A 17,378-nucleotide genomic window follows, 5' to 3' on the forward strand; every position below is an offset into this window, starting at 1 on the left:
GTTGTCTGGGCAACTCCACATCCTTTTCCACTTAACGTATACTTTGGGACCTTAGCTGGTGGTCTGGGCTGTTTCCCTCTTGACTACGGATCTTATCACTCGCAGTCTGACTCCCAAACATAAGTATCTGGCATTCGGAGTTTGTCTGAATTCGGTAACCCGGGATGGGCCCCTAGTCCAAACAGTGCTCTACCTCCAGTACTCTTCGTTTGAGGCTAGCCCTAAAGCTATTTCGGAGAGAACCAGCTATCTCCAGGTTCGATTGGAATTTCACCGCTACCCACACCTCATCCCCGCACTTTTCAACGTGCGTGGGTTCGGACCTCCAGTGAGTGTTACCTCACCTTCATCCTGGACATGGGTAGATCACCTGGTTTCGGGTCTACGACCTCATACTCATGCGCCCTATTCAGACTCGCTTTCGCTGCGGCTCCGCCTTATCAGCTTAACCTTGCATGAAATCGTAACTCGCCGGTTCATTCTACAAAAGGCACGCTATCACCCGTTAAAGGGCTCTAACTACTTGTAGGCACACGGTTTCAGGATCTCTTTCACTCCCCTTCCGGGGTGCTTTTCACCTTTCCCTCACGGTACTGGTTCACTATCGGTCACTAGGGAGTATTTAGCCTTGGGAGATGGTCCTCCCGGATTCCGACGGAATTCCTCGTGTTCCGCCGTACTCAGGATACACTCAAGAGAGAAGAGAATTTCGGCTACAGGGCTGTTACCTTGTACCGCGGATCTTTCCAGATCGCTTCACCTATCCTCTTCCTTTGTAACTCCGTATAGAGTGTCCTACAACCCCAAGAAGCAAGCTTCTTGGTTTGGGCTATATCCCGTTTCGCTCGCCGCTACTCAGGGAATCGCGTTTGCTTTCTCTTCCTCCGGGTACTTAGATGTTTCAGTTCCCCGGGTATGCCTCCTCCTGCCCTATGTATTCAGGCAGGGGTGCCACCCCATTACGGATGGCGGGTTTCCCCATTCGGAAATCTCCGGATCAAAGCTTACTTACAGCTCCCCGGAGCATATCGGTGTTAGTCCCGTCCTTCTTCGGCTCCTAGTGCCAAGGCATCCACCGTGCGCCCTTTCTAACTTAACCTAAAATGGCGGTGTATCTTACTCGGTTTTTTGCTTTGGTCATACAATGTGTTGCTTCTATCCAGTTTTCAAAGAACAGTTTCAGTTTCGAGCTGCATCATGCAGGCTCTAGAAGGATTGAACCTTCAAAACTGAACAAAATCAAACGTCAACGTGCCAGGAACAAAGTTCCTATTTCCGTAAATATCCTTAGAAAGGAGGTGATCCAGCCGCACCTTCCGATACGGCTACCTTGTTACGACTTCACCCCAATCATCTGCCCCACCTTCGGCGGCTGGCTCCCGTAAGGGTTACCCCACCGACTTCGGGTGTTGCAAACTCTCGTGGTGTGACGGGCGGTGTGTACAAGGCCCGGGAACGTATTCACCGCGGCATGCTGATCCGCGATTACTAGCGATTCCAGCTTCATGCAGGCGAGTTGCAGCCTGCAATCCGAACTGAGAATGGTTTTATGGGATTGGCTAAACCTCGCGGTCTTGCAGCCCTTTGTACCATCCATTGTAGCACGTGTGTAGCCCAGGTCATAAGGGGCATGATGATTTGACGTCATCCCCACCTTCCTCCGGTTTGTCACCGGCAGTCACCTTAGAGTGCCCAACTAAATGCTGGCAACTAAGATCAAGGGTTGCGCTCGTTGCGGGACTTAACCCAACATCTCACGACACGAGCTGACGACAACCATGCACCACCTGTCACCGCTGTCCCCGAAGGGAAAGCCCTGTCTCCAGGGAGGTCAGCGGGATGTCAAGACCTGGTAAGGTTCTTCGCGTTGCTTCGAATTAAACCACATGCTCCACCGCTTGTGCGGGCCCCCGTCAATTCCTTTGAGTTTCAGCCTTGCGGCCGTACTCCCCAGGCGGAGTGCTTAATGCGTTAGCTGCAGCACTGAGGGGCGGAAACCCCCCAACACTTAGCACTCATCGTTTACGGCGTGGACTACCAGGGTATCTAATCCTGTTCGCTCCCCACGCTTTCGCGCCTCAGCGTCAGTTACAGACCAAAGAGCCGCCTTCGCCACTGGTGTTCCTCCACATCTCTACGCATTTCACCGCTACACGTGGAATTCCGCTCTTCTCTTCTGCACTCAAGCCTTCCAGTTTCCAATGACCCTCCACGGTTGAGCCGTGGGCTTTCACATCAGACTTAAAAGGCCGCCTGCGCGCGCTTTACGCCCAATAATTCCGGACAACGCTTGCCACCTACGTATTACCGCGGCTGCTGGCACGTAGTTAGCCGTGGCTTTCTGGCCAGGTACCGTCAAGGTACGGGCAGTTACTCCCATACTTGTTCTTCCCTGACAACAGAGTTTTACGATCCGAAAACCTTCTTCACTCACGCGGCGTTGCTCCGTCAGACTTTCGTCCATTGCGGAAGATTCCCTACTGCTGCCTCCCGTAGGAGTCTGGGCCGTGTCTCAGTCCCAGTGTGGCCGATCACCCTCTCAGGTCGGCTACGCATCGTTGCCTTGGTGAGCCGTTACCTCACCAACTAGCTAATGCGCCGCGGGTCCATCTGTAAGTGACAGCCGAAGCCGCCTTTCAATCAAGAGCCATGCAGCTCTTGATATTATCCGGTATTAGCCCCGGTTTCCCGGAGTTATCCCAGTCTTACAGGCAGGTTACCCACGTGTTACTCACCCGTCCGCCGCTGACTTCCGGGAGCAAGCTCCCTTCTGTCCGCTCGACTTGCATGTATTAGGCACGCCGCCAGCGTTCGTCCTGAGCCAGGATCAAACTCTCCAAAAAAGTTTGACTTGCTCATTTGTTCCCATTAAAACACGGGGTGTTTTTAATGGGAGATAAAAATTAAAACGTTGACGTTTTTATTGATTTTGTTCAGTTTTCAATGTTCAATGTTCAATTTAACTTAGCGTCGATGTATTAAAACTTCGAACAGCGACCTTTAAATAATACCATGACAAGTATCTTCCGTCAATCATTATTTTTTATTTTTTTCAGCTGTTTTTTGTTTACCTATCAGCGACGCTAATTAATATAACATTGGTTCCACCCAAGAGTCAATTACTTTTTGAAAAAAGCTTAATTATTTTTTCGCTTGATAATAACGATGAAATACACCTTGCCCTTTTGTTTGAACAGAAACAACTTGAACAAGCTGCCGGTCGATTAAATATTCTATTAATGTAACGAGATCAACTGCATAATGCATTACTTCTTCATGAGTCAGTAACTCGCTGATTGTCCACCATTCTTTTTCTTTCATTACGGACAATAAATGCTCCGCTCCCCGCTCAGTCCGAGAGTGAATCAAAAATTCGCTCGCTAAAAACAGCAGCTCTAGTCTTTTTTGAAGATTTTCATCGCTTGTTAAAAGCTCTTCATATAGTTTGTAAATTTCCGGTTCAATATGCCGCACTTGATTCCAGACAGTGAGTTCTGGATAAAAGCCATTTTCAATGACAGAAAGCCGCGCAAGATGGTGCAGAGAATGAAGTACGTGATTGTAGGCATCTAAAAAATGACCATCATTGAAAAATGCTTTTCCATCTGTATATCGCTTGATCAATTTAGCAAATTCAATAGTCATTTTAATTTTACGGCCGTAAAATGGAAAATCGCGCATTTCTGTTTTTAATTCCTGCACATATTCATTACGGTCAAATAAAATCCGGCCATGATACAACCATTCAATGACTTTTCGATTTGAGCCTAGAAGAAGCCATTCTTTTAGTTGCGCTTCTGTTATGATATACATGGAGGCTGTTTCTTCATTTCGATCTACATAATGTTTAATAAAAACGGGCTCATCCGCTTCTTTCACGATAATCAGCAGGATAGAATCAAAGTTTTCGGTAAACGCCCGATTTTGTTCGTTTTTTTGCACGGCCAGCACCCCGAGCGTGTTTTGCTGACTTGTCCGCTCTTGATATAAAGGACGCAAAAGATCTTCCACTTCTTTTCCTCCAGACATTTGAATTTCGTTTTGATTAGTTTCGACATAAAATGTCGAATTCCTCCCTCAAGCAAACAGAGATTATATGGTATAGTGTTCTCTAGGGGGATGAGAAATGGCTAAAAAATATTCCAGCAAAATTAATAAGATTCGCACTTTTGCTCTGAGCCTGATCTTTATCGGATTTGTTGTCATGTACGGCGGGATTTTCTTTCGGGAAAATGCGCTTGTTATGACGCTTTTTATGCTGCTTGGCCTTCTATGTATTGTCGCCAGCACGGTTGTTTATTTTTGGATCGGCATGCTGTCGACCCGAGCAGTCCAAGTGGTCTGCCCAACCTGCCAGAAGCCGACGAAAATGCTTGGGCGCGTTGATATGTGCATGCACTGCCGTGAACCTCTGACGCTAGACGCTTCTTTAGAAGGAAAAGAATTTGATGAAAAGTATAACCAAAGGAAACGCTTTGATTAATCAGCATACATAAAAACCTCCATCCCAAAAGGGTGTGGAGGTTTTTTTAATGCAGATCTTTCTGGCTGCATTCTGCACACGTTCCGTACACTTCCATACGGTGGTGACTAATCTTAAAGCCTGTTACATGCGCTGCCAGCTGCTCAACTTCATCTAATCCTGGATAGTGAAAATCAACAATTTTGCCGCATTCTTCGCAAATCACATGATAATGCTCTGTCGTAACAAAATCAAAACGACTAGACGTATCACCGTATGTCAGCTCTTTTACAAGACCTACTTCACGAAATACCCGCAAATTGTTATATACAGTAGCCACGCTCATATTTGGGAATTTTCCTTCAAGTGCTTTATAAATATCATCAGCCGTTGGATGTGTCATCGACTCAACGAGAAACTCAAGAATTGCGTGACGCTGAGGCGTAATGCGGACACCCGTTTGCTTCAAGGTATCAAGCGCTGCCTTTAGCTGATCCTGAGATTCATGTACATGTGTATGTGACAAGGACAGACACCTCTTTTCTTTATAAAAAGGATTATTACTTTATAATCTTTATAAACAGTGTACAGCCAAATGAGTCCCATTGTCAATGGTAAACAAAAACCGGCTTATCGCCGGTTTAATAACCTTTTGTAACATCGATAACGTTTGCATACTCGCCGCCATCCATAAAACAGTGTAGATTATGCTCAAAGATCTCTATCGCCCGGGGAACATATCTCTCCGTTACGCTGGAAATATGTGGTGTGACTGTAATGTCTGGATGCCGCCAGAATGGATGGCCTTCTGGAAGAGGTTCTTTCACAAACACATCAAGATAAGCATGGGCAATTTCCTCATCATTAATGGCTGAAAGTAAAACCGTCTCTGAAACAAGGTCACCGCGTCCAATATTGATAAACGCAGCTGTGCTTTTCATTGCTTCAAAATGCTCTGTCCCCAAAGCGTTCACCGTATCAGGCGTACTTGGCAGCACCGAGACAATAAAATCTGCTTCACGGACAGCTGATATCAATTCATCAATAGAGAAAACGCGGTCAAATCCCTCCGCTGCATGGCCGCTTTTATTAACCCCTGTTGTTGTCATGCCAAATGCTTTTGCAAGACGGGCGATTTCCTGGCCGATTGCGCCTGTTCCAAGAACAGTCACTTCTTTCCCGTAAAGTTCTCCAAGCGGAAGCTGCTTGTTCCACGTTTCCGTTTGTTCAAGCTTTCGCAGCTCGGCAAACCGTTTTACATGATTCAGCATAAACCCAATTGTAAATTCCGCCATTGGAGTTTTATGTATACCTCGCGCATTTGTGACTAAAATGTCTCGTTCTTTGATCGCCTGCAGTGGCATTTCCTCGATACCGGCTGATGCGACCATAATCCATTTTAATGACTTACATTCGTCAATATGTTCTTTCGTCAAGTCGCTGCCAAAGGTAACGAGAATTTCCGCTTCATGGAGCGGGCGTGCTTCGTCGATGTGTTTATAAAATGAAAAGGTTTCATTTGGAAATTTTGTTTGAAGGTCCGCTTGAATCATTCTAGGCGGACGGAATGTAAAAACGATGTTCAATGCATACCCCTCCTTAGCTCAACTCTTTCACAGCCGCCAGTACTTCTTCTACATGCCCTTTTACACGCACTTTCCGCCATTCTTTTACAACTATGCCTTCTTTATTAATCAAGAAGGTAGAGCGTTCGATACCCATATATTCCTTGCCGAAATTTTTTTTAAGCGTCCAGACACCATATTTCTCTGCTGCTTCTTGTTTTTCATCTGCAAGCAGCGTAAAAGGCAGCTGGTGCTTCTCAATAAATTTTTGATGCCGCGCAGCCGGATCCGAACTCACACCGATCACGACCGTATCGTACTGGGCAAATAAACTGTTTTGATCCCGAAAATCACATGCTTCGGTTGTACACCCGGGCGTCATATCTTTCGGATAAAAATAAAGCACTACATTCTTCCCTGCTAAGCCGGCAAGGTCTACCATCCCGCCATCCTGGTCCGGCAGCTCAAAAGCTGGAGCGGGCTTCCCTATTAAATTGGACATATTGTTTCCCCCTTTTTTCTTTTAGCGTAGCGAATCAAATCGAAATTAGCAACCCGAAAGCGATGCATTGATTCCTTTCTTCAAGAGGTCTACAATAAAACAGGAAACCAAACCAGGAGGCTTGTCATAATGAATTTTTCAAAATCAGAAGCGCTTCATGAAGAAGCACTCAAACATATTGTCGGCGGCGTAAATAGTCCGTCCCGCTCTTACAAAGCGGTAGGCGGAGGGTCGCCTGTTGCCATGAAACGCGGTGCCGGCGCCCGATTTTGGGATGTAGATGGAAATGAATACATTGACTATTTAGCGGCCTATGGACCGATTATTACCGGACATGCCCACCCGCATATTACCGAAGCCATTACGAAAGCGGCACAAAACGGTGTTCTCTTTGGTACCCCAACCGAGCATGAAGTAACGTTTGCTAAGAAGCTGAAGAAGGCAATGCCCGCACTGGATAAGGTACGGTTTGTAAACAGCGGTACGGAAGCAGTTATGACGACGATTCGTGTGGCGCGTGCTTATACGAAACGCGATAAAATCATCAAATTTGCCGGTTGCTATCATGGCCACTCCGACCTTGTTCTTGTTGCAGCCGGAAGCGGACCGTCTACACTGGGTACGCCTGATTCTGCCGGTGTACCAAAAAGTATTGCGCAGGAAGTCATTACCGTCCCATTTAATGAAACCGAACCATTAAAAGAAGCACTCGAAAAATGGGGCGACAATGTAGCAGCCGTTATGATCGAGCCGATCGTCGGCAATTTCGGCATCGTTGAACCGAAACCAGGCTTTTTAGAAGAAGTTAAACGGCTCACCCACGAAGCCGGCTCATTGCTTATTTTTGACGAAGTTATCTCTGCTTTCCGCTTTATGTATGGCGGCGCGCAGGATTTACTCAGCGTTACACCGGATTTAACAGCGCTTGGGAAAATTATCGGCGGCGGCCTGCCAATCGGCGCTTACGGCGGACGAGCTGATATTATGGAAGAAGTAGCACCACTTGGACCGGCTTATCAGGCAGGAACGATGGCTGGAAATCCCGCTTCCATGCTGTCTGGTATTGCGTGTCTGGAAGTGATTGAGCAGGAAGGCGTTTACGAGCAGCTGGACCGCCTTGGTGCAATGCTTGAAGCAGGACTTCTTCAGGCAGCAGCAAAGTCCAATGTCCCTATCACCATTAACCGTTTAAAAGGTGCTTTGACTGTTTACTTTACTGATCAAAAAGTCGTAAATTACGAGCAGGCAGAAGCAACAGACGGCGGGCAGTTCGCTAAGTTTTTCAAGGAAATGCTGCACCGTGGCATTAATCTTGCTCCGTCTAAATATGAAGCCTGGTTCCTGACGACAGCCCACACAGAAGAAGATATTCAAACGACCATAAAAGCGGCGGAAGAAGCCTTCGCTGCACTGTCTTAAGCATAAGGAAACGCCTTCAATTTGAAGGCGTTTCTTTTTCATTTTTCTTTCACTTGCAATGCCTTCTTTTCCGTTGTATAGTACAGTTTGTTTCACTCGCAAAAATTTGCGGTAAATACGTATTTATACAATTCTTTAGGAAAGGAATTACTGATCCAATGAAGCTTGGTGCCCGCATATTCAAAACGGGAATTGCTATTGTACTGGCTCTTTACCTCGCAGAGTGGCTTAACCTGCCGTCGCCGGTCTTAGCAGGAATTGCTGCGATATTTGCTATCCAGCCGAATATTTACAGATCTTATTTAACCGTCATTGAACAAATTCAAGCGAATATTATCGGGGCTGTTCTGGCTATCCTTTTTGTCCTTGTTTTTGGCAACCATATTATTATTGTCGGTATGGCCGTTATCATCGCTATTATTTTATTGCTTAAATTTAAGCTTGAGAAATCTATTCCAATCGCTCTTGTAACCATCGTCGCCATTATGGAAGTGCAAAATGACCAGTTCGTCCAGTTTTCCATGATTCGCATGTTTAATATTTCAATCGGTGTTTTATCTTCTTTTTTAGTGAACCTGATTTTTCTGCCGCCGCAGTACGAAACAAAGCTGTTTTCATTAATTAATCAATTGAATGAAGACGTCTTGAAATGGATTCGTATTACGTCACGGAACGCATCTGAGTCATATTTATTAAAAAAAGATATTATCAGACAGCGTGAAAAGTTAATTAAAATCGATAATATGTTCTTACTTTATAAAGAAGACCGGACGACACCGCTGAAGAAAAATCTTCGCGCAAAGCAGCGGAAAATCGTTCTGTACCGGAAATTGATTTTAACAACACGACGGAGTATGGATATTCTGCAGCGGCTCAACCAGTATGAAAATGAACTTCACCATTTAAATCCTCAACTGCTGCGTACGATGCAGGATCATCTTGACTGTCTTGTTAGCTATCATGAGCACCTGCTTCTCCGGTTTGTCGGCAAAGCAAAAACTACGGAAACATCAGAGGAACTGTTTGAACCATGTATGAACCGCGATGAATTTATGCACATGTTCACAGATGAAATTTACAAAAATAATTCGGATGAAATTACCTCTTCCATCCACCTTCTTCATATTGTTTCTTCGATTTTGGAGTATGGCGAAAAGCTTGAGCATCTCGATCATCTGATGACAAGCTTTTATAAGTACCATACAGATGATGAAGCACCGGAGTACGAAGAAGAATAAAAAAAGCAATACCCGAATAGGGCATTGCTTTTTTATTGGTTTAATTGCTGAACTTGGAACAGCTTCCAGTAACCGCCTTGTTTTTTCATCAGCTCATCGTGCGAGCCGTCTTCGACCACTTCACCGTGTTCAATTAAAATAATGCGGTCTGCATGAGTAATCGTCGACAATCTATGCGCTACAATAAAGGTGGTCCTTGTTTTTGCCAGCGCTTCAACCGCTTCCTGAATTAAATGCTCGCTTTCCAAATCAAGAGCGGATGTTGCTTCATCTAAAATAAGCAGCGGCGGATTTTTTAAAAACACACGCGCGATTGCAACACGCTGCTTTTGGCCTCCAGACAGTTTTACACCACGTTCACCGACTTTTGTTTCGTAGCCGTTTGGCAGTGCCGTAATAAAATCATGCGCATTGGCTGCTTTAGCCGCTTCTACGACCTCTTCCTCCGTCGCATCGGGGCGTCCAAGCAAAATATTTTCCCGGACTGAGTCGCTGAACAAAATATTATCCTGCAGCACCATGCCGATTTTATCGCGAAGAGAGCGCACTTTAAAATCTCGAATATCTGTACCGTCGAGTAATATACGGCCGCCTGTTACATCGTAAAAACGGGGAATCAGGCTGACAAGAGATGACTTGCCGCCGCCGCTCATACCAACAAGGGCAATCGTTTCTCCTGCTTTTACATGGAGATCTATATCCCTTAAAACGAGCTCTTCTTTCTCATCGTACCGAAAGTTCACATGTTCAAATAGAATATCGCCTTTTACATTTTGGCATTCCACCGCGCCTTCTTTATCGGTAATATCATACTTTTCATCGAGAAGCTCGAATACACGGTCCATTGATGCAATGGATTGTGTGAGCGTAGTGGATGAATTCACAAGACGGCGCAGCGGGTTGTATAAGCGATCAATATAAGCAATAAAAGCCGCCATTGTTCCGACGGTTAAGTTTCCATCAATCACCTGCAGGCCGGCATATCCTATGACTAAAAGCGGCGCGATATCAGTCAAGGTATTCACAACGGCAAACGCTTTGGCATTCCAGGCTGTTTGATCAAGCGCTTTTTGCAAAAAGTTTTGATTGTGCTTTTGAAAACGCTCCTGTTCCACCGGCTCTATAGCAAAGCTTTTAATAACCGGCATTCCCTGCACACGCTCATGCAAATGACTTTGCACCTCGGCGAGCGCCTGTGAGCGGGCACGTGTAAGACGGCGCAGATTGCCAAAGAAATACTTTACGCTCAGTCCGTAAAACGGGAACACAACAAGCGCCACCAGCGTTAACTTTACATCCATTGTCATCATAATAATGGCAGCGATCACGATGGTCGCTGCATCCAGCCAGACGTTCATCAAGCCGGTAATTACGAAGTTTTTTGTCTGCTCCACATCATTGATCACACGTGAAATCACTTCGCCTGCGCGTGTGTTGGCATAGTATTTAAAGCTGAGCTTTTGAATATGCGCAAACAGCTGGTCACGGATATCGTATAATATTTTGCTTCCTGTCCACTGGGCAAAGTACTGCCGGTAATATTCCACCGGATAACGAACAATGATAAACAAAACGAGCATAAGTCCAATCACCAGGTAAAGCTGTTCCTTTTTCTCGGCGGCACTCATCGAGCCGCCAATAATATCATCAATTACGTATTTAATGAGTATAGGCAGCAAAAGCGGTATCCCAAATTTTAATATACCGATGATCAGTGTGCCGGCTATCTGCCATTTGTATGGTTTGACAAAATGCATATACCGTTTAATTACATCCATACTTAACCTCCCATCCACCACGAAAAAACCTGTTGAATACTTCAACAGGCATTTAACGGCACAGCTGAGAATATTTCCCGTACCAGCGTTCAATAAATCCAGGAGAAAAAGGGCCTTTTTTCTGCTCAATCAAATAAAGCAGATGGTCCATATTCCGCCGCAGGATTTTATCGATCACTTCCGGATAATTCATTTCACGGCTATGCTGTCGGTACTCATCTTCATCCAGCAGAATGTACGTCATATCGGGAAAAACCTTTACGTCAAGATCATAGTCAATATACTTGAGCGCTCCCTGGTCAAATACGAATGGTGAACTGATGTTGCAATAGAAGTGAATACCATCTGCACGCAGCATCCCAATCACATTAAACCATTTTCGTGTGTGAAAGTAACAAATCGCCGGCTCGCGGGTGACCCACGTACGTCCGTCTGATTCTGTTACAATCGTCCGATCATTTCCGCCGATTACAATATTTTCAGTTGCTTTTACGACAACTGTTTCTTCCCACACCCGATGAATGTGGCCATTGTGCTTGTAGCTGTGAATCTGAACCGATTCACCTTCTGCAGGAATCTCCATCGTTGTCCCCTACTTTCCAGCGTCACCTGCTTTTTTATTCCCTTTTTTTTCAAACGATAAAACGTTTCTTTTATATTATACCGATTAACAAGCCAAATGAAAACAAATGAAGCCCCGGCATCATTGCCGGGGCCCCATTTGTTTGGCTTTTTAGCCGTTTGTTGTGGAGTTTTTCTTGCGTGCTGCAGATTTAGCGTTTTGTTTTTGTACTTCCTGCACATTTGTTTCAGAAGCAAACTCTTCTCCATACTGCTGACCTTGACCTTGAGCAGATGCAGCGTTTTGCTTTTTCACTACGTTTACGTCTGTGCCGGCTACTGTTTTATTACGCTTGTTTGGCATATTCTTCACCCCTGCAGTTTTTTTGTGGCTTTGACCTTCTCCACGTTGATTATATTGACCAAAAAGGGGGAGAGTTATGCACAAAAAATTAAACAAGAAGTGAGCGGCCGCCGTCCACAATAATTGTTTGCCCGCGGATCATAAAGGCGCCTGGCGATGCTAAAAACAAGACGGTTTGCACGATATCATCCATTTCGACAATACGTCCGGCTGGTGTGTTTTCCCTGGCGTCTGCCAAAATTTCATCACGGTTTGAAAAGTGCTTTAAAGCGTCCGTGTCAATCGCTCCGCCTGATACCGCATTTACCACGATATTCTTTGGCGCCAGTTCCACAGACAGATAACGGGTCAGCGCCTCCATTGCCGCTTTTGATACACCGACTGCTGTGTAGTTTTTCAAGTAGCGAATCGATCCGAGCGAGCTGATGCTGACAATGGAACCGCCGCCGCTTTTTTCCATTAATGTTGCCGCTTCCTGCGCACAAAATAAAAGAGCCTTGCTGTTAATGTCCATCGTCCAGTCCCAATGCTTTTCTTCAAGCTCCATAATCGGGCGCTGCACACCGGAGGCAGCGTTGTTAATAAAAAGATCTAATCGGCCGAATTCCTGCGCAATCGTTTCAAACATGGCTTTGATTTTTGCTGTATCTCCTACATTTGCTTTAATAACCAAAGCCCGGCGCCCAAGCAATTCGATTTCTTTTGCGGTTTCTTCCGCCGCCGTTTTGCTGCGAGCGTAGTTTACCACGATATCATATCCCTGCTTTGCAAGCGCAATGGCAATAGCTTTGCCGACGCCTCGGCTTGATCCTGTTACAAGAGCTGTTTTCATTAGTCCAGTCCTTTCACGTGCTTCCAAATTTTTTGATGAGAAACAGGAAACGCGTAAGTTTCTACCTCGTGAGCCGGCACAAATGCCGTTCGGTCTTTTTGTACTTTTACATCGACTGTTCCTACATACACATCGATTTCCCACGTTAAATGGGTAAAAACATGGGTAATGTCTGTTACTTTTTCCGGATCGATCTGAACGGTCATTCCATATTCCGTTTCCATATAGGAAGCCAGTGCCCCGCGCGGATTGATTCCCACAGGCAGCTCCATATTTGGAAACTGCCACAATTTTGCTAACAGACCGCTTTCCGGTCTTTTTTCAATTAGAACCGTTCCGTCCGGTGCCTGCAGAACAAGAGCGCCCATCCGGACTTTCTTATCTGATTTCTTCCTTGTCTTTACTGGCAGCTCACGCTGAACCCCTTCCTCAAATGCCTGGCAATGATTTTGAACGGGGCATAATAAGCAGGATGGTGATGAAGGAGTGCAAATCATGGCGCCAAGCTCCATCAATGCTTGGTTAAAGGAAGAGGGATCTTCTTTATATATTAAGTGGCGAACGGCTTCTTCGAACACTTTGCGTGTCGACGGCTTAGCGATATCATCCCATATCGTTAAAATACGGGAAAGCACCCGCATGACATTTCCGTCTACTGCCGGCTCAGGAAGTCCATACGCAATGCTCAGCACTGCACCGCCCGTGTAAGGTCCTACGCCTTTTAGGGACAAAAATTCATCCCTGTCAGACGGCACTGTACCGCCATAGCGCTCTGCTACTTCCTTAACGGCTGATTGCAAGTTGCGAACACGTGAGTAATACCCAAGCCCTTCCCATGCTTTCATAATGGCATCTTCGTCTGCCGATGCCAGTGATTCAACAGTTGGGAATTGTTCCATAAACCGGTTAAAGTATGGAATAACGGTATCCACTCTTGTTTGCTGAAGCATAATTTCGGATACCCATATTTTATAAGGATCACGCTCGCGCCGCCATGGGAGATCGCGCTTTTCTGCTTCATACCAGCCGACTAAATCCTGTTGAAATTTCTTGGTGTTTATATTCTGTAGTGCACTGTTTTCCGGCAAATTAACTGTCCCTCCGCTTTCTCCATGTTACAATAGACTAGAATTCGGGAATACCACTTACATGAAACTTTTTTTAAAAGGAGGCTGTCCTTATTGGATACTGGCACCCACATTGTCATGGGCTTTGCGCTCGGCGGTCTTGCGACGCTTGATCCGGTCGTTGCGGCAGATCCCGCTACAAAATATGCCGTTATGACAGCCGCTGTCATCGGTTCGCAGGCCCCTGATATTGATACCGTTTTGAAACTCCGCAACAATGCGGTTTATATCCGAAATCACCGGGGAGCTACTCATTCTATTCCAGCTGTTGTAATGTGGCCCCTTCTTATTACAGGTGCGTTGTTTCTGCTTTTTAGTGACGCTGACGTCTTTCATCTTTGGCTTTGGGCGCAAATTGCGGTTTTTCTCCACGTGTTCGTTGATATCTTTAACGCATACGGGACACAGGCGCTCCGTCCGTTTTCTTCAAGATGGGTAGCCCTTGGGGTCATCAACACGTTTGATTCCTTTATTTTCACGATGCATGTGATCGGGCTCCTGCTTTGGTGGCTGGCCGGCTTTGATCCTGCCCCTACATTTATCATCGTGTATGCGGTTCTGTTTATTTATTACATTCTCCGCTTTCAAATGCAGGGAGCCGTACGCGAGTCCGTCCGCCGCTTGATCCCGGACGCAGAAGAAATTATTATCGCACCAACCATGCGTTTTAATCAATGGCGGATTGCGGTTAAATCTCCCGAACACTTTTATGTAGCAAGAGGGTACCGGCGTTCTGTCACGATTCTTGATAAATACAAACGTGTTCCTGTGCCGGATACCCCCTTGTTCCAAGCGGCCAAAAAAGATAAAAACCTGGATGCTTTTCTTCACTTTTCACCTGTTTACCGGTGGGAAATGGCTGAATACGATGACTGCTACGAAGTAAAGTTTATTGACCTCCGCTATCGCAGCAAAGAGTACTATCCATTTGTGGCGGTTGTAAAGCTTGATATGGATTACAACATTATTGGCTCCTATACAGGCTGGATTTTCAGCGAAGAAAAGCTGCGAAAAAAACTTACCTTTGTCCCTGGCGATCAATGAGTCAGATCATTAGAATCATCTAATAAATGCTTGTATTTCGGATTGCGGGCAGCAAATTCATGCAGGTTGGCCCCGTAGCTGTCAATGAGCTGGGTCACCATTTTCTCTGTCCGCTCTTTTCCCTGATACTCATAGCCCGCTTTGGCGTATGTAGCTTCAAAGTCTTCCCATAAAAGCTCTACCCATGTTCTCGCGCGGGCAACAGACAAGCGGCTGTTTTTTTGAAGCAGCCGCTTTGTTAATGCTTGAAATGTTTCTTCCATGCTGATTACACTCCTTTATTTAATAATGAGATCGGGATACCTTCTTCTTTTCCATCCCCGTTTAATCGATATCCCCAGGCAAAAACACCATTCATATACTCCACTTTAAAGTATTGACCTGGATCAGTCGTTAATTCATACATCTTGCCCGGCTTAAAATCATCCGGATTCATCAAATAAGCCTGCGCCATCGTCACTTTCCGGTCATATACCGCAAACTCATTTACAATACCGAGCTGCTCGGCTTTTCGCGCTTTTTCCCGAAGCCGGGCAATTTCCTGCTTTAATTCTATTTCACTCATGCCACTGTATCGCTTTTCCTGCTCCATGTTCACTCGTCTCCTCTTTGTTCTTCTAACAGGCGGTCAATCGCCCGGTCAATATCTGATAAATCAAACCCTTTTCGATAAAGAGCCGCTTTCATTTTCTGCCGGTATTCCCGTTCCTCAAAGGACCGGTAGCGCCGGTGCGCTCTCTCCGCCTGATGCATAAGAGCTTCCAATTCCGCTTCCTCATCCGGTTCGGCGGCAGTGGCTGCTTTTTTTACAATATCAGCAGAATAGCCTTTTGTCATAATGTACTGCTCGGCTTTTTTTTGCTGCAAGAATGCGGAATCGCGTTTGAATTTTTTAAGCTGCTTTTCAAATAGCGCGGCTGCTTTTTCAACCTGGTCTTCTTCTGTGAACTGCTCGATCAAGAGAGAAGCCGTATGATCATCAATTCCTTTTTCTTTCAGCTCGCGCAAAATCAGCTTCGGCCCTTTTTCTGTTGTTTGGATTTGTGTTTTTATATATGCGTCTGCAAACTGTTTATCATTCAAATAACCCATCGTTTCCAGCCGCTCCATAATTTCATCCCATGCGCCTGGTTCGATTTCCTTCTTTTTTAAATAGTCGAGCACTTCTTTTTTGGCACGCATGCGAAGAGATAAAAACTGAATGGCTGTGTTGACACCGCGATAAACACCGTCCCGCACAGTAATCGCTTCAATGTCCGCTTGGGCCAGAACACGCCCTTTTTTTAATTCAAATTCTATTAAAACCGCTTCGTCGGCACTGAACGCGTAGCTGCCATCCACCTCTATATTATAACGGTCTATCCGCTTTTGCTGTACCGATATTTTCGTAATAACGCCCATCTACACCCCTCCTTGGCACATTCGTCTAGTTTGTTTTTCGAATGAAACAGGTAAAATACTATATAGTAAAAAGCGGGAGGTCTTAATGATGAAAACAGTGATCGCAGGCGGAACCGGATTTGTCGGCAAAGAATTAACAAATGAGCTGATCCGTCATGGATACGATGTTACTATTTTAACGCGAAATCCCGAAAATAAGAAAGAAGAAGACTGCCTTCATTACGTAAAGTGGCTCGCAGATGGAGCAGAACCGGAAGCAGTGTTAGAGGGAACAGACGTTTTTATTAACCTGGCTGGCGAATCCATTAACAGTAGACGATGGACAGAAGAAAGAAAACAAAGAATTTTAAACAGCCGTATCACCGCTACCCGTGAAATGGTCCGCATCATGAAGGCACTCAAGCAAAAGCCAAAAGTGTTTATCAATGCAAGTGCTGTAGGGATTTACCCCTCTTCTGATATGGATACGTTTACCGAATCATCTAACGCCGCTGGCAGCGGTTTTTTAAGCCAGGTCGTCAATATTTGGGAACGCGAAGCGATTGAAGCGGACAAAGCGGGAATCCGGACCGTTCTTGCCCGGTTTGGTGTCGTGCTGGGTACAGAAGAAGGTGCACTCCCGAGAATGGCTCTTCCCTATAAAATCGGCGCAGGCGGCAAACTCGGCTCTGGCCAGCAGTGGGTATCCTGGATTCATGTATGGGACGTCGCCCGTGCTATTCGGTTTGCGGCTGAACATGAAGCGATAGAAGGACCTATGAATATTACAGCCCCAAACCCAGTCAGAATGAATGACCTTGGGAAAACACTTGCCAAAGTGCTTGGCCGACCGCACTGGCTGTTTGTTCCCGAGCCGGCGTTAAAATTGACACTTGGTGAAATGAGCACCGTTGTCCTTGACGGCCAGCGTGTACTCCCGGACAAACTCACCCAGGCTGGATTTGTTTTTCAATTTCCTCTTCTCCGTGGAGCGCTGAACGACTTATATCCAAATTAAAGAAAAAGCACGACACAATATTGTGTCGTGCTTTTTGCTCTTCTTTAAACTGCCCATTACCATTCATTTTCAGGATAACTCGAAAAAT

The 17,378-nt window shown here is 45.7% G+C and carries 17 protein-coding genes and 2 rRNA genes (1 of these 19 cut by a window edge); 5 read left to right on the forward strand and 14 right to left on the reverse strand.

Annotation, left to right across the window (positions count from 1 at the left end):
• From RRU94_RS21870 to RRU94_RS21880, 3 genes are all read right to left on the reverse strand, one after another.
• Positions 1 to 1,099 (reverse strand): 23S ribosomal RNA (locus tag RRU94_RS21870) (it extends 1,834 nt beyond the left edge of the window).
• A gap of 192 nt (positions 1,100 to 1,291) precedes the next feature.
• Positions 1,292 to 2,843 (reverse strand): 16S ribosomal RNA (locus RRU94_RS21875).
• Together the 16S and 23S rRNA genes form the textbook arrangement of a ribosomal RNA operon.
• Before the next feature lie 298 nt (positions 2,844 to 3,141).
• Positions 3,142 to 4,011, reverse strand: coding sequence for a nucleotidyltransferase-like protein (locus RRU94_RS21880; RefSeq protein WP_315692966.1), 870 nt, complete (start codon positions 4,009 to 4,011; stop codon positions 3,142 to 3,144).
• 115 nt (positions 4,012 to 4,126) lie between these two features.
• Between RRU94_RS21880 and RRU94_RS21885 the strand changes: the two genes are divergently transcribed.
• Entirely contained in the window at positions 4,127 to 4,483 is a 357-nt protein-coding gene (locus RRU94_RS21885; protein ID WP_251271948.1) for a YgzB family protein, read from the forward strand.
• Positions 4,484 to 4,529: 46 nt separating this feature from the next.
• Here RRU94_RS21885 and perR read toward each other — a convergent pair whose 3' ends face one another.
• The 3 genes from perR to bcp all read right to left on the reverse strand — a co-directional run bounded on the left by perR (position 4,530) and on the right by bcp (position 6,529).
• Positions 4,530 to 4,988, reverse strand: a complete 459-nt coding sequence (perR, locus tag RRU94_RS21890; protein ID WP_242233767.1) for a peroxide-responsive transcriptional repressor PerR — start codon at positions 4,986 to 4,988, stop codon at positions 4,530 to 4,532.
• A gap of 115 nt (positions 4,989 to 5,103) precedes the next feature.
• Positions 5,104 to 6,048: a D-2-hydroxyacid dehydrogenase gene (locus tag RRU94_RS21895; protein WP_315692968.1), complete on the reverse strand. Its 945-nt coding sequence runs from the start codon at positions 6,046 to 6,048 to the stop codon at positions 5,104 to 5,106.
• Positions 6,049 to 6,061: 13 nt separating this feature from the next.
• Positions 6,062 to 6,529 carry a thioredoxin-dependent thiol peroxidase gene (bcp, locus tag RRU94_RS21900; protein ID WP_315692969.1) on the reverse strand — a complete coding sequence of 156 codons (468 nt, stop codon included), beginning with the start codon at positions 6,527 to 6,529 and terminating at the stop codon, positions 6,062 to 6,064.
• A gap of 129 nt (positions 6,530 to 6,658) precedes the next feature.
• On the opposite strand from bcp, the gene RRU94_RS21905 reads away from it, so the two are divergent.
• Entirely contained in the window at positions 6,659 to 7,948 is a 1,290-nt protein-coding gene (locus RRU94_RS21905; RefSeq protein WP_315692971.1) for a glutamate-1-semialdehyde 2,1-aminomutase, read from the forward strand.
• A gap of 158 nt (positions 7,949 to 8,106) precedes the next feature.
• Positions 8,107 to 9,186, forward strand: a complete 1,080-nt coding sequence (locus tag RRU94_RS21910) for an FUSC family protein (protein ID WP_315692972.1) — start codon at positions 8,107 to 8,109, stop codon at positions 9,184 to 9,186.
• Between the two features lie 32 nt (positions 9,187 to 9,218).
• Here the strand turns inward: RRU94_RS21910 and RRU94_RS21915 are convergent, their stop codons facing one another.
• The 5 genes from RRU94_RS21915 to mutY form a co-directional block, all read right to left on the reverse strand.
• A complete protein-coding gene (locus RRU94_RS21915; protein ID WP_315692973.1) occupies positions 9,219 to 10,964 on the reverse strand; it encodes an ABC transporter ATP-binding protein in 1,746 nt (581 codons plus the stop codon).
• A gap of 52 nt (positions 10,965 to 11,016) precedes the next feature.
• Complete coding sequence (locus RRU94_RS21920; protein WP_309091644.1) at positions 11,017 to 11,547, reverse strand: nucleoside tri-diphosphate phosphatase; 531 nt, start codon at positions 11,545 to 11,547, stop codon at positions 11,017 to 11,019.
• A gap of 150 nt (positions 11,548 to 11,697) precedes the next feature.
• A complete protein-coding gene (locus RRU94_RS21925) occupies positions 11,698 to 11,889 on the reverse strand; it encodes a gamma-type small acid-soluble spore protein (protein ID WP_315692974.1) in 192 nt (63 codons plus the stop codon).
• Between the two features lie 88 nt (positions 11,890 to 11,977).
• Complete coding sequence (fabL, locus tag RRU94_RS21930) at positions 11,978 to 12,721, reverse strand: enoyl-[acyl-carrier-protein] reductase FabL (protein WP_315692976.1); 744 nt, start codon at positions 12,719 to 12,721, stop codon at positions 11,978 to 11,980.
• On the reverse strand, positions 12,721 to 13,809 hold the full coding sequence (mutY, locus tag RRU94_RS21935; protein ID WP_315692978.1) for an A/G-specific adenine glycosylase: 1,089 nt from the start codon (positions 13,807 to 13,809) through the stop codon (positions 12,721 to 12,723). The genes fabL and mutY overlap by 1 nt, the downstream gene beginning before the upstream one ends.
• A 93-nt stretch (positions 13,810 to 13,902) precedes the next feature.
• Between mutY and RRU94_RS21940 the strand changes: the two genes are divergently transcribed.
• Positions 13,903 to 14,892 (forward strand): metal-dependent hydrolase, encoded by a 990-nt coding sequence (locus tag RRU94_RS21940; RefSeq protein WP_315692979.1) that lies wholly within the window; start codon positions 13,903 to 13,905, stop codon positions 14,890 to 14,892.
• On the opposite strand, the gene RRU94_RS21945 is transcribed toward RRU94_RS21940, so the two are convergent.
• The 3 genes from RRU94_RS21945 to recX are packed head-to-tail and all read right to left on the reverse strand — an operon-like array spanning position 14,886 to position 16,293.
• The gene (locus tag RRU94_RS21945) at positions 14,886 to 15,155 is read right to left on the reverse strand and encodes a YfhJ family protein (RefSeq protein ID WP_315692980.1); all 270 of its coding nucleotides are present in this window, start codon (positions 15,153 to 15,155) and stop codon (positions 14,886 to 14,888) included. The two genes, RRU94_RS21940 and RRU94_RS21945, sit on opposite strands and share 7 nt — an antisense overlap.
• Positions 15,156 to 15,160: 5 nt before the next feature.
• Complete coding sequence (locus RRU94_RS21950) at positions 15,161 to 15,484, reverse strand: YfhH family protein (RefSeq protein ID WP_315692981.1); 324 nt, start codon at positions 15,482 to 15,484, stop codon at positions 15,161 to 15,163.
• A 2-nt stretch (positions 15,485 to 15,486) separates the two neighbouring features.
• Complete coding sequence (gene recX, locus RRU94_RS21955) at positions 15,487 to 16,293, reverse strand: recombination regulator RecX (protein WP_315692982.1); 807 nt, start codon at positions 16,291 to 16,293, stop codon at positions 15,487 to 15,489.
• Between the two features lie 88 nt (positions 16,294 to 16,381).
• On the opposite strand from recX, the gene RRU94_RS21960 reads away from it, so the two are divergent.
• Positions 16,382 to 17,290: a TIGR01777 family oxidoreductase gene (locus tag RRU94_RS21960; RefSeq protein ID WP_315692983.1), complete on the forward strand. Its 909-nt coding sequence runs from the start codon at positions 16,382 to 16,384 to the stop codon at positions 17,288 to 17,290.
• Positions 17,291 to 17,378: the final 88 nt, after the last annotated feature.

It is taken from the genome of Domibacillus sp. DTU_2020_1001157_1_SI_ALB_TIR_016 (assembly GCF_032341995.1).
GTDB classification, from domain to species: domain Bacteria; phylum Bacillota; class Bacilli; order Bacillales; family Domibacillaceae; genus Domibacillus; species Domibacillus indicus_A.

What these genes read in the sequence shown, in the direction of transcription:
- RRU94_RS21920 (WP_309091644.1), bottom strand. Translation starts at nt 11,547, where the DNA reads ATGGAGATTCCTGCAGAAGGTGAATCGGTTCAGATTCACAGCTACAAG.
- RRU94_RS21950 (WP_315692981.1), bottom strand. Translation starts at nt 15,484, where the DNA reads ATGGAGCAGGAAAAGCGATACAGTGGCATGAGTGAAATAGAATTAAAG.
- RRU94_RS21945 (WP_315692980.1), bottom strand. Translation starts at nt 15,155, where the DNA reads ATGGAAGAAACATTTCAAGCATTAACAAAGCGGCTGCTTCAAAAAAAC.
- RRU94_RS21910 (WP_315692972.1), top strand. Translation starts at nt 8,107, where the DNA reads ATGAAGCTTGGTGCCCGCATATTCAAAACGGGAATTGCTATTGTACTG.
- recX (WP_315692982.1), bottom strand. Translation starts at nt 16,293, where the DNA reads ATGGGCGTTATTACGAAAATATCGGTACAGCAAAAGCGGATAGACCGT.
- RRU94_RS21905 (WP_315692971.1), top strand. Translation starts at nt 6,659, where the DNA reads ATGAATTTTTCAAAATCAGAAGCGCTTCATGAAGAAGCACTCAAACAT.
- RRU94_RS21960 (WP_315692983.1), top strand. Translation starts at nt 16,382, where the DNA reads ATGAAAACAGTGATCGCAGGCGGAACCGGATTTGTCGGCAAAGAATTA.
- RRU94_RS21885 (WP_251271948.1), top strand. Translation starts at nt 4,127, where the DNA reads ATGGCTAAAAAATATTCCAGCAAAATTAATAAGATTCGCACTTTTGCT.
- fabL (WP_315692976.1), bottom strand. Translation starts at nt 12,721, where the DNA reads ATGAAAACAGCTCTTGTAACAGGATCAAGCCGAGGCGTCGGCAAAGCT.
- RRU94_RS21925 (WP_315692974.1), bottom strand. Translation starts at nt 11,889, where the DNA reads ATGCCAAACAAGCGTAATAAAACAGTAGCCGGCACAGACGTAAACGTA.
- RRU94_RS21915 (WP_315692973.1), bottom strand. Translation starts at nt 10,964, where the DNA reads ATGGATGTAATTAAACGGTATATGCATTTTGTCAAACCATACAAATGG.
- bcp (WP_315692969.1), bottom strand. Translation starts at nt 6,529, where the DNA reads ATGTCCAATTTAATAGGGAAGCCCGCTCCAGCTTTTGAGCTGCCGGAC.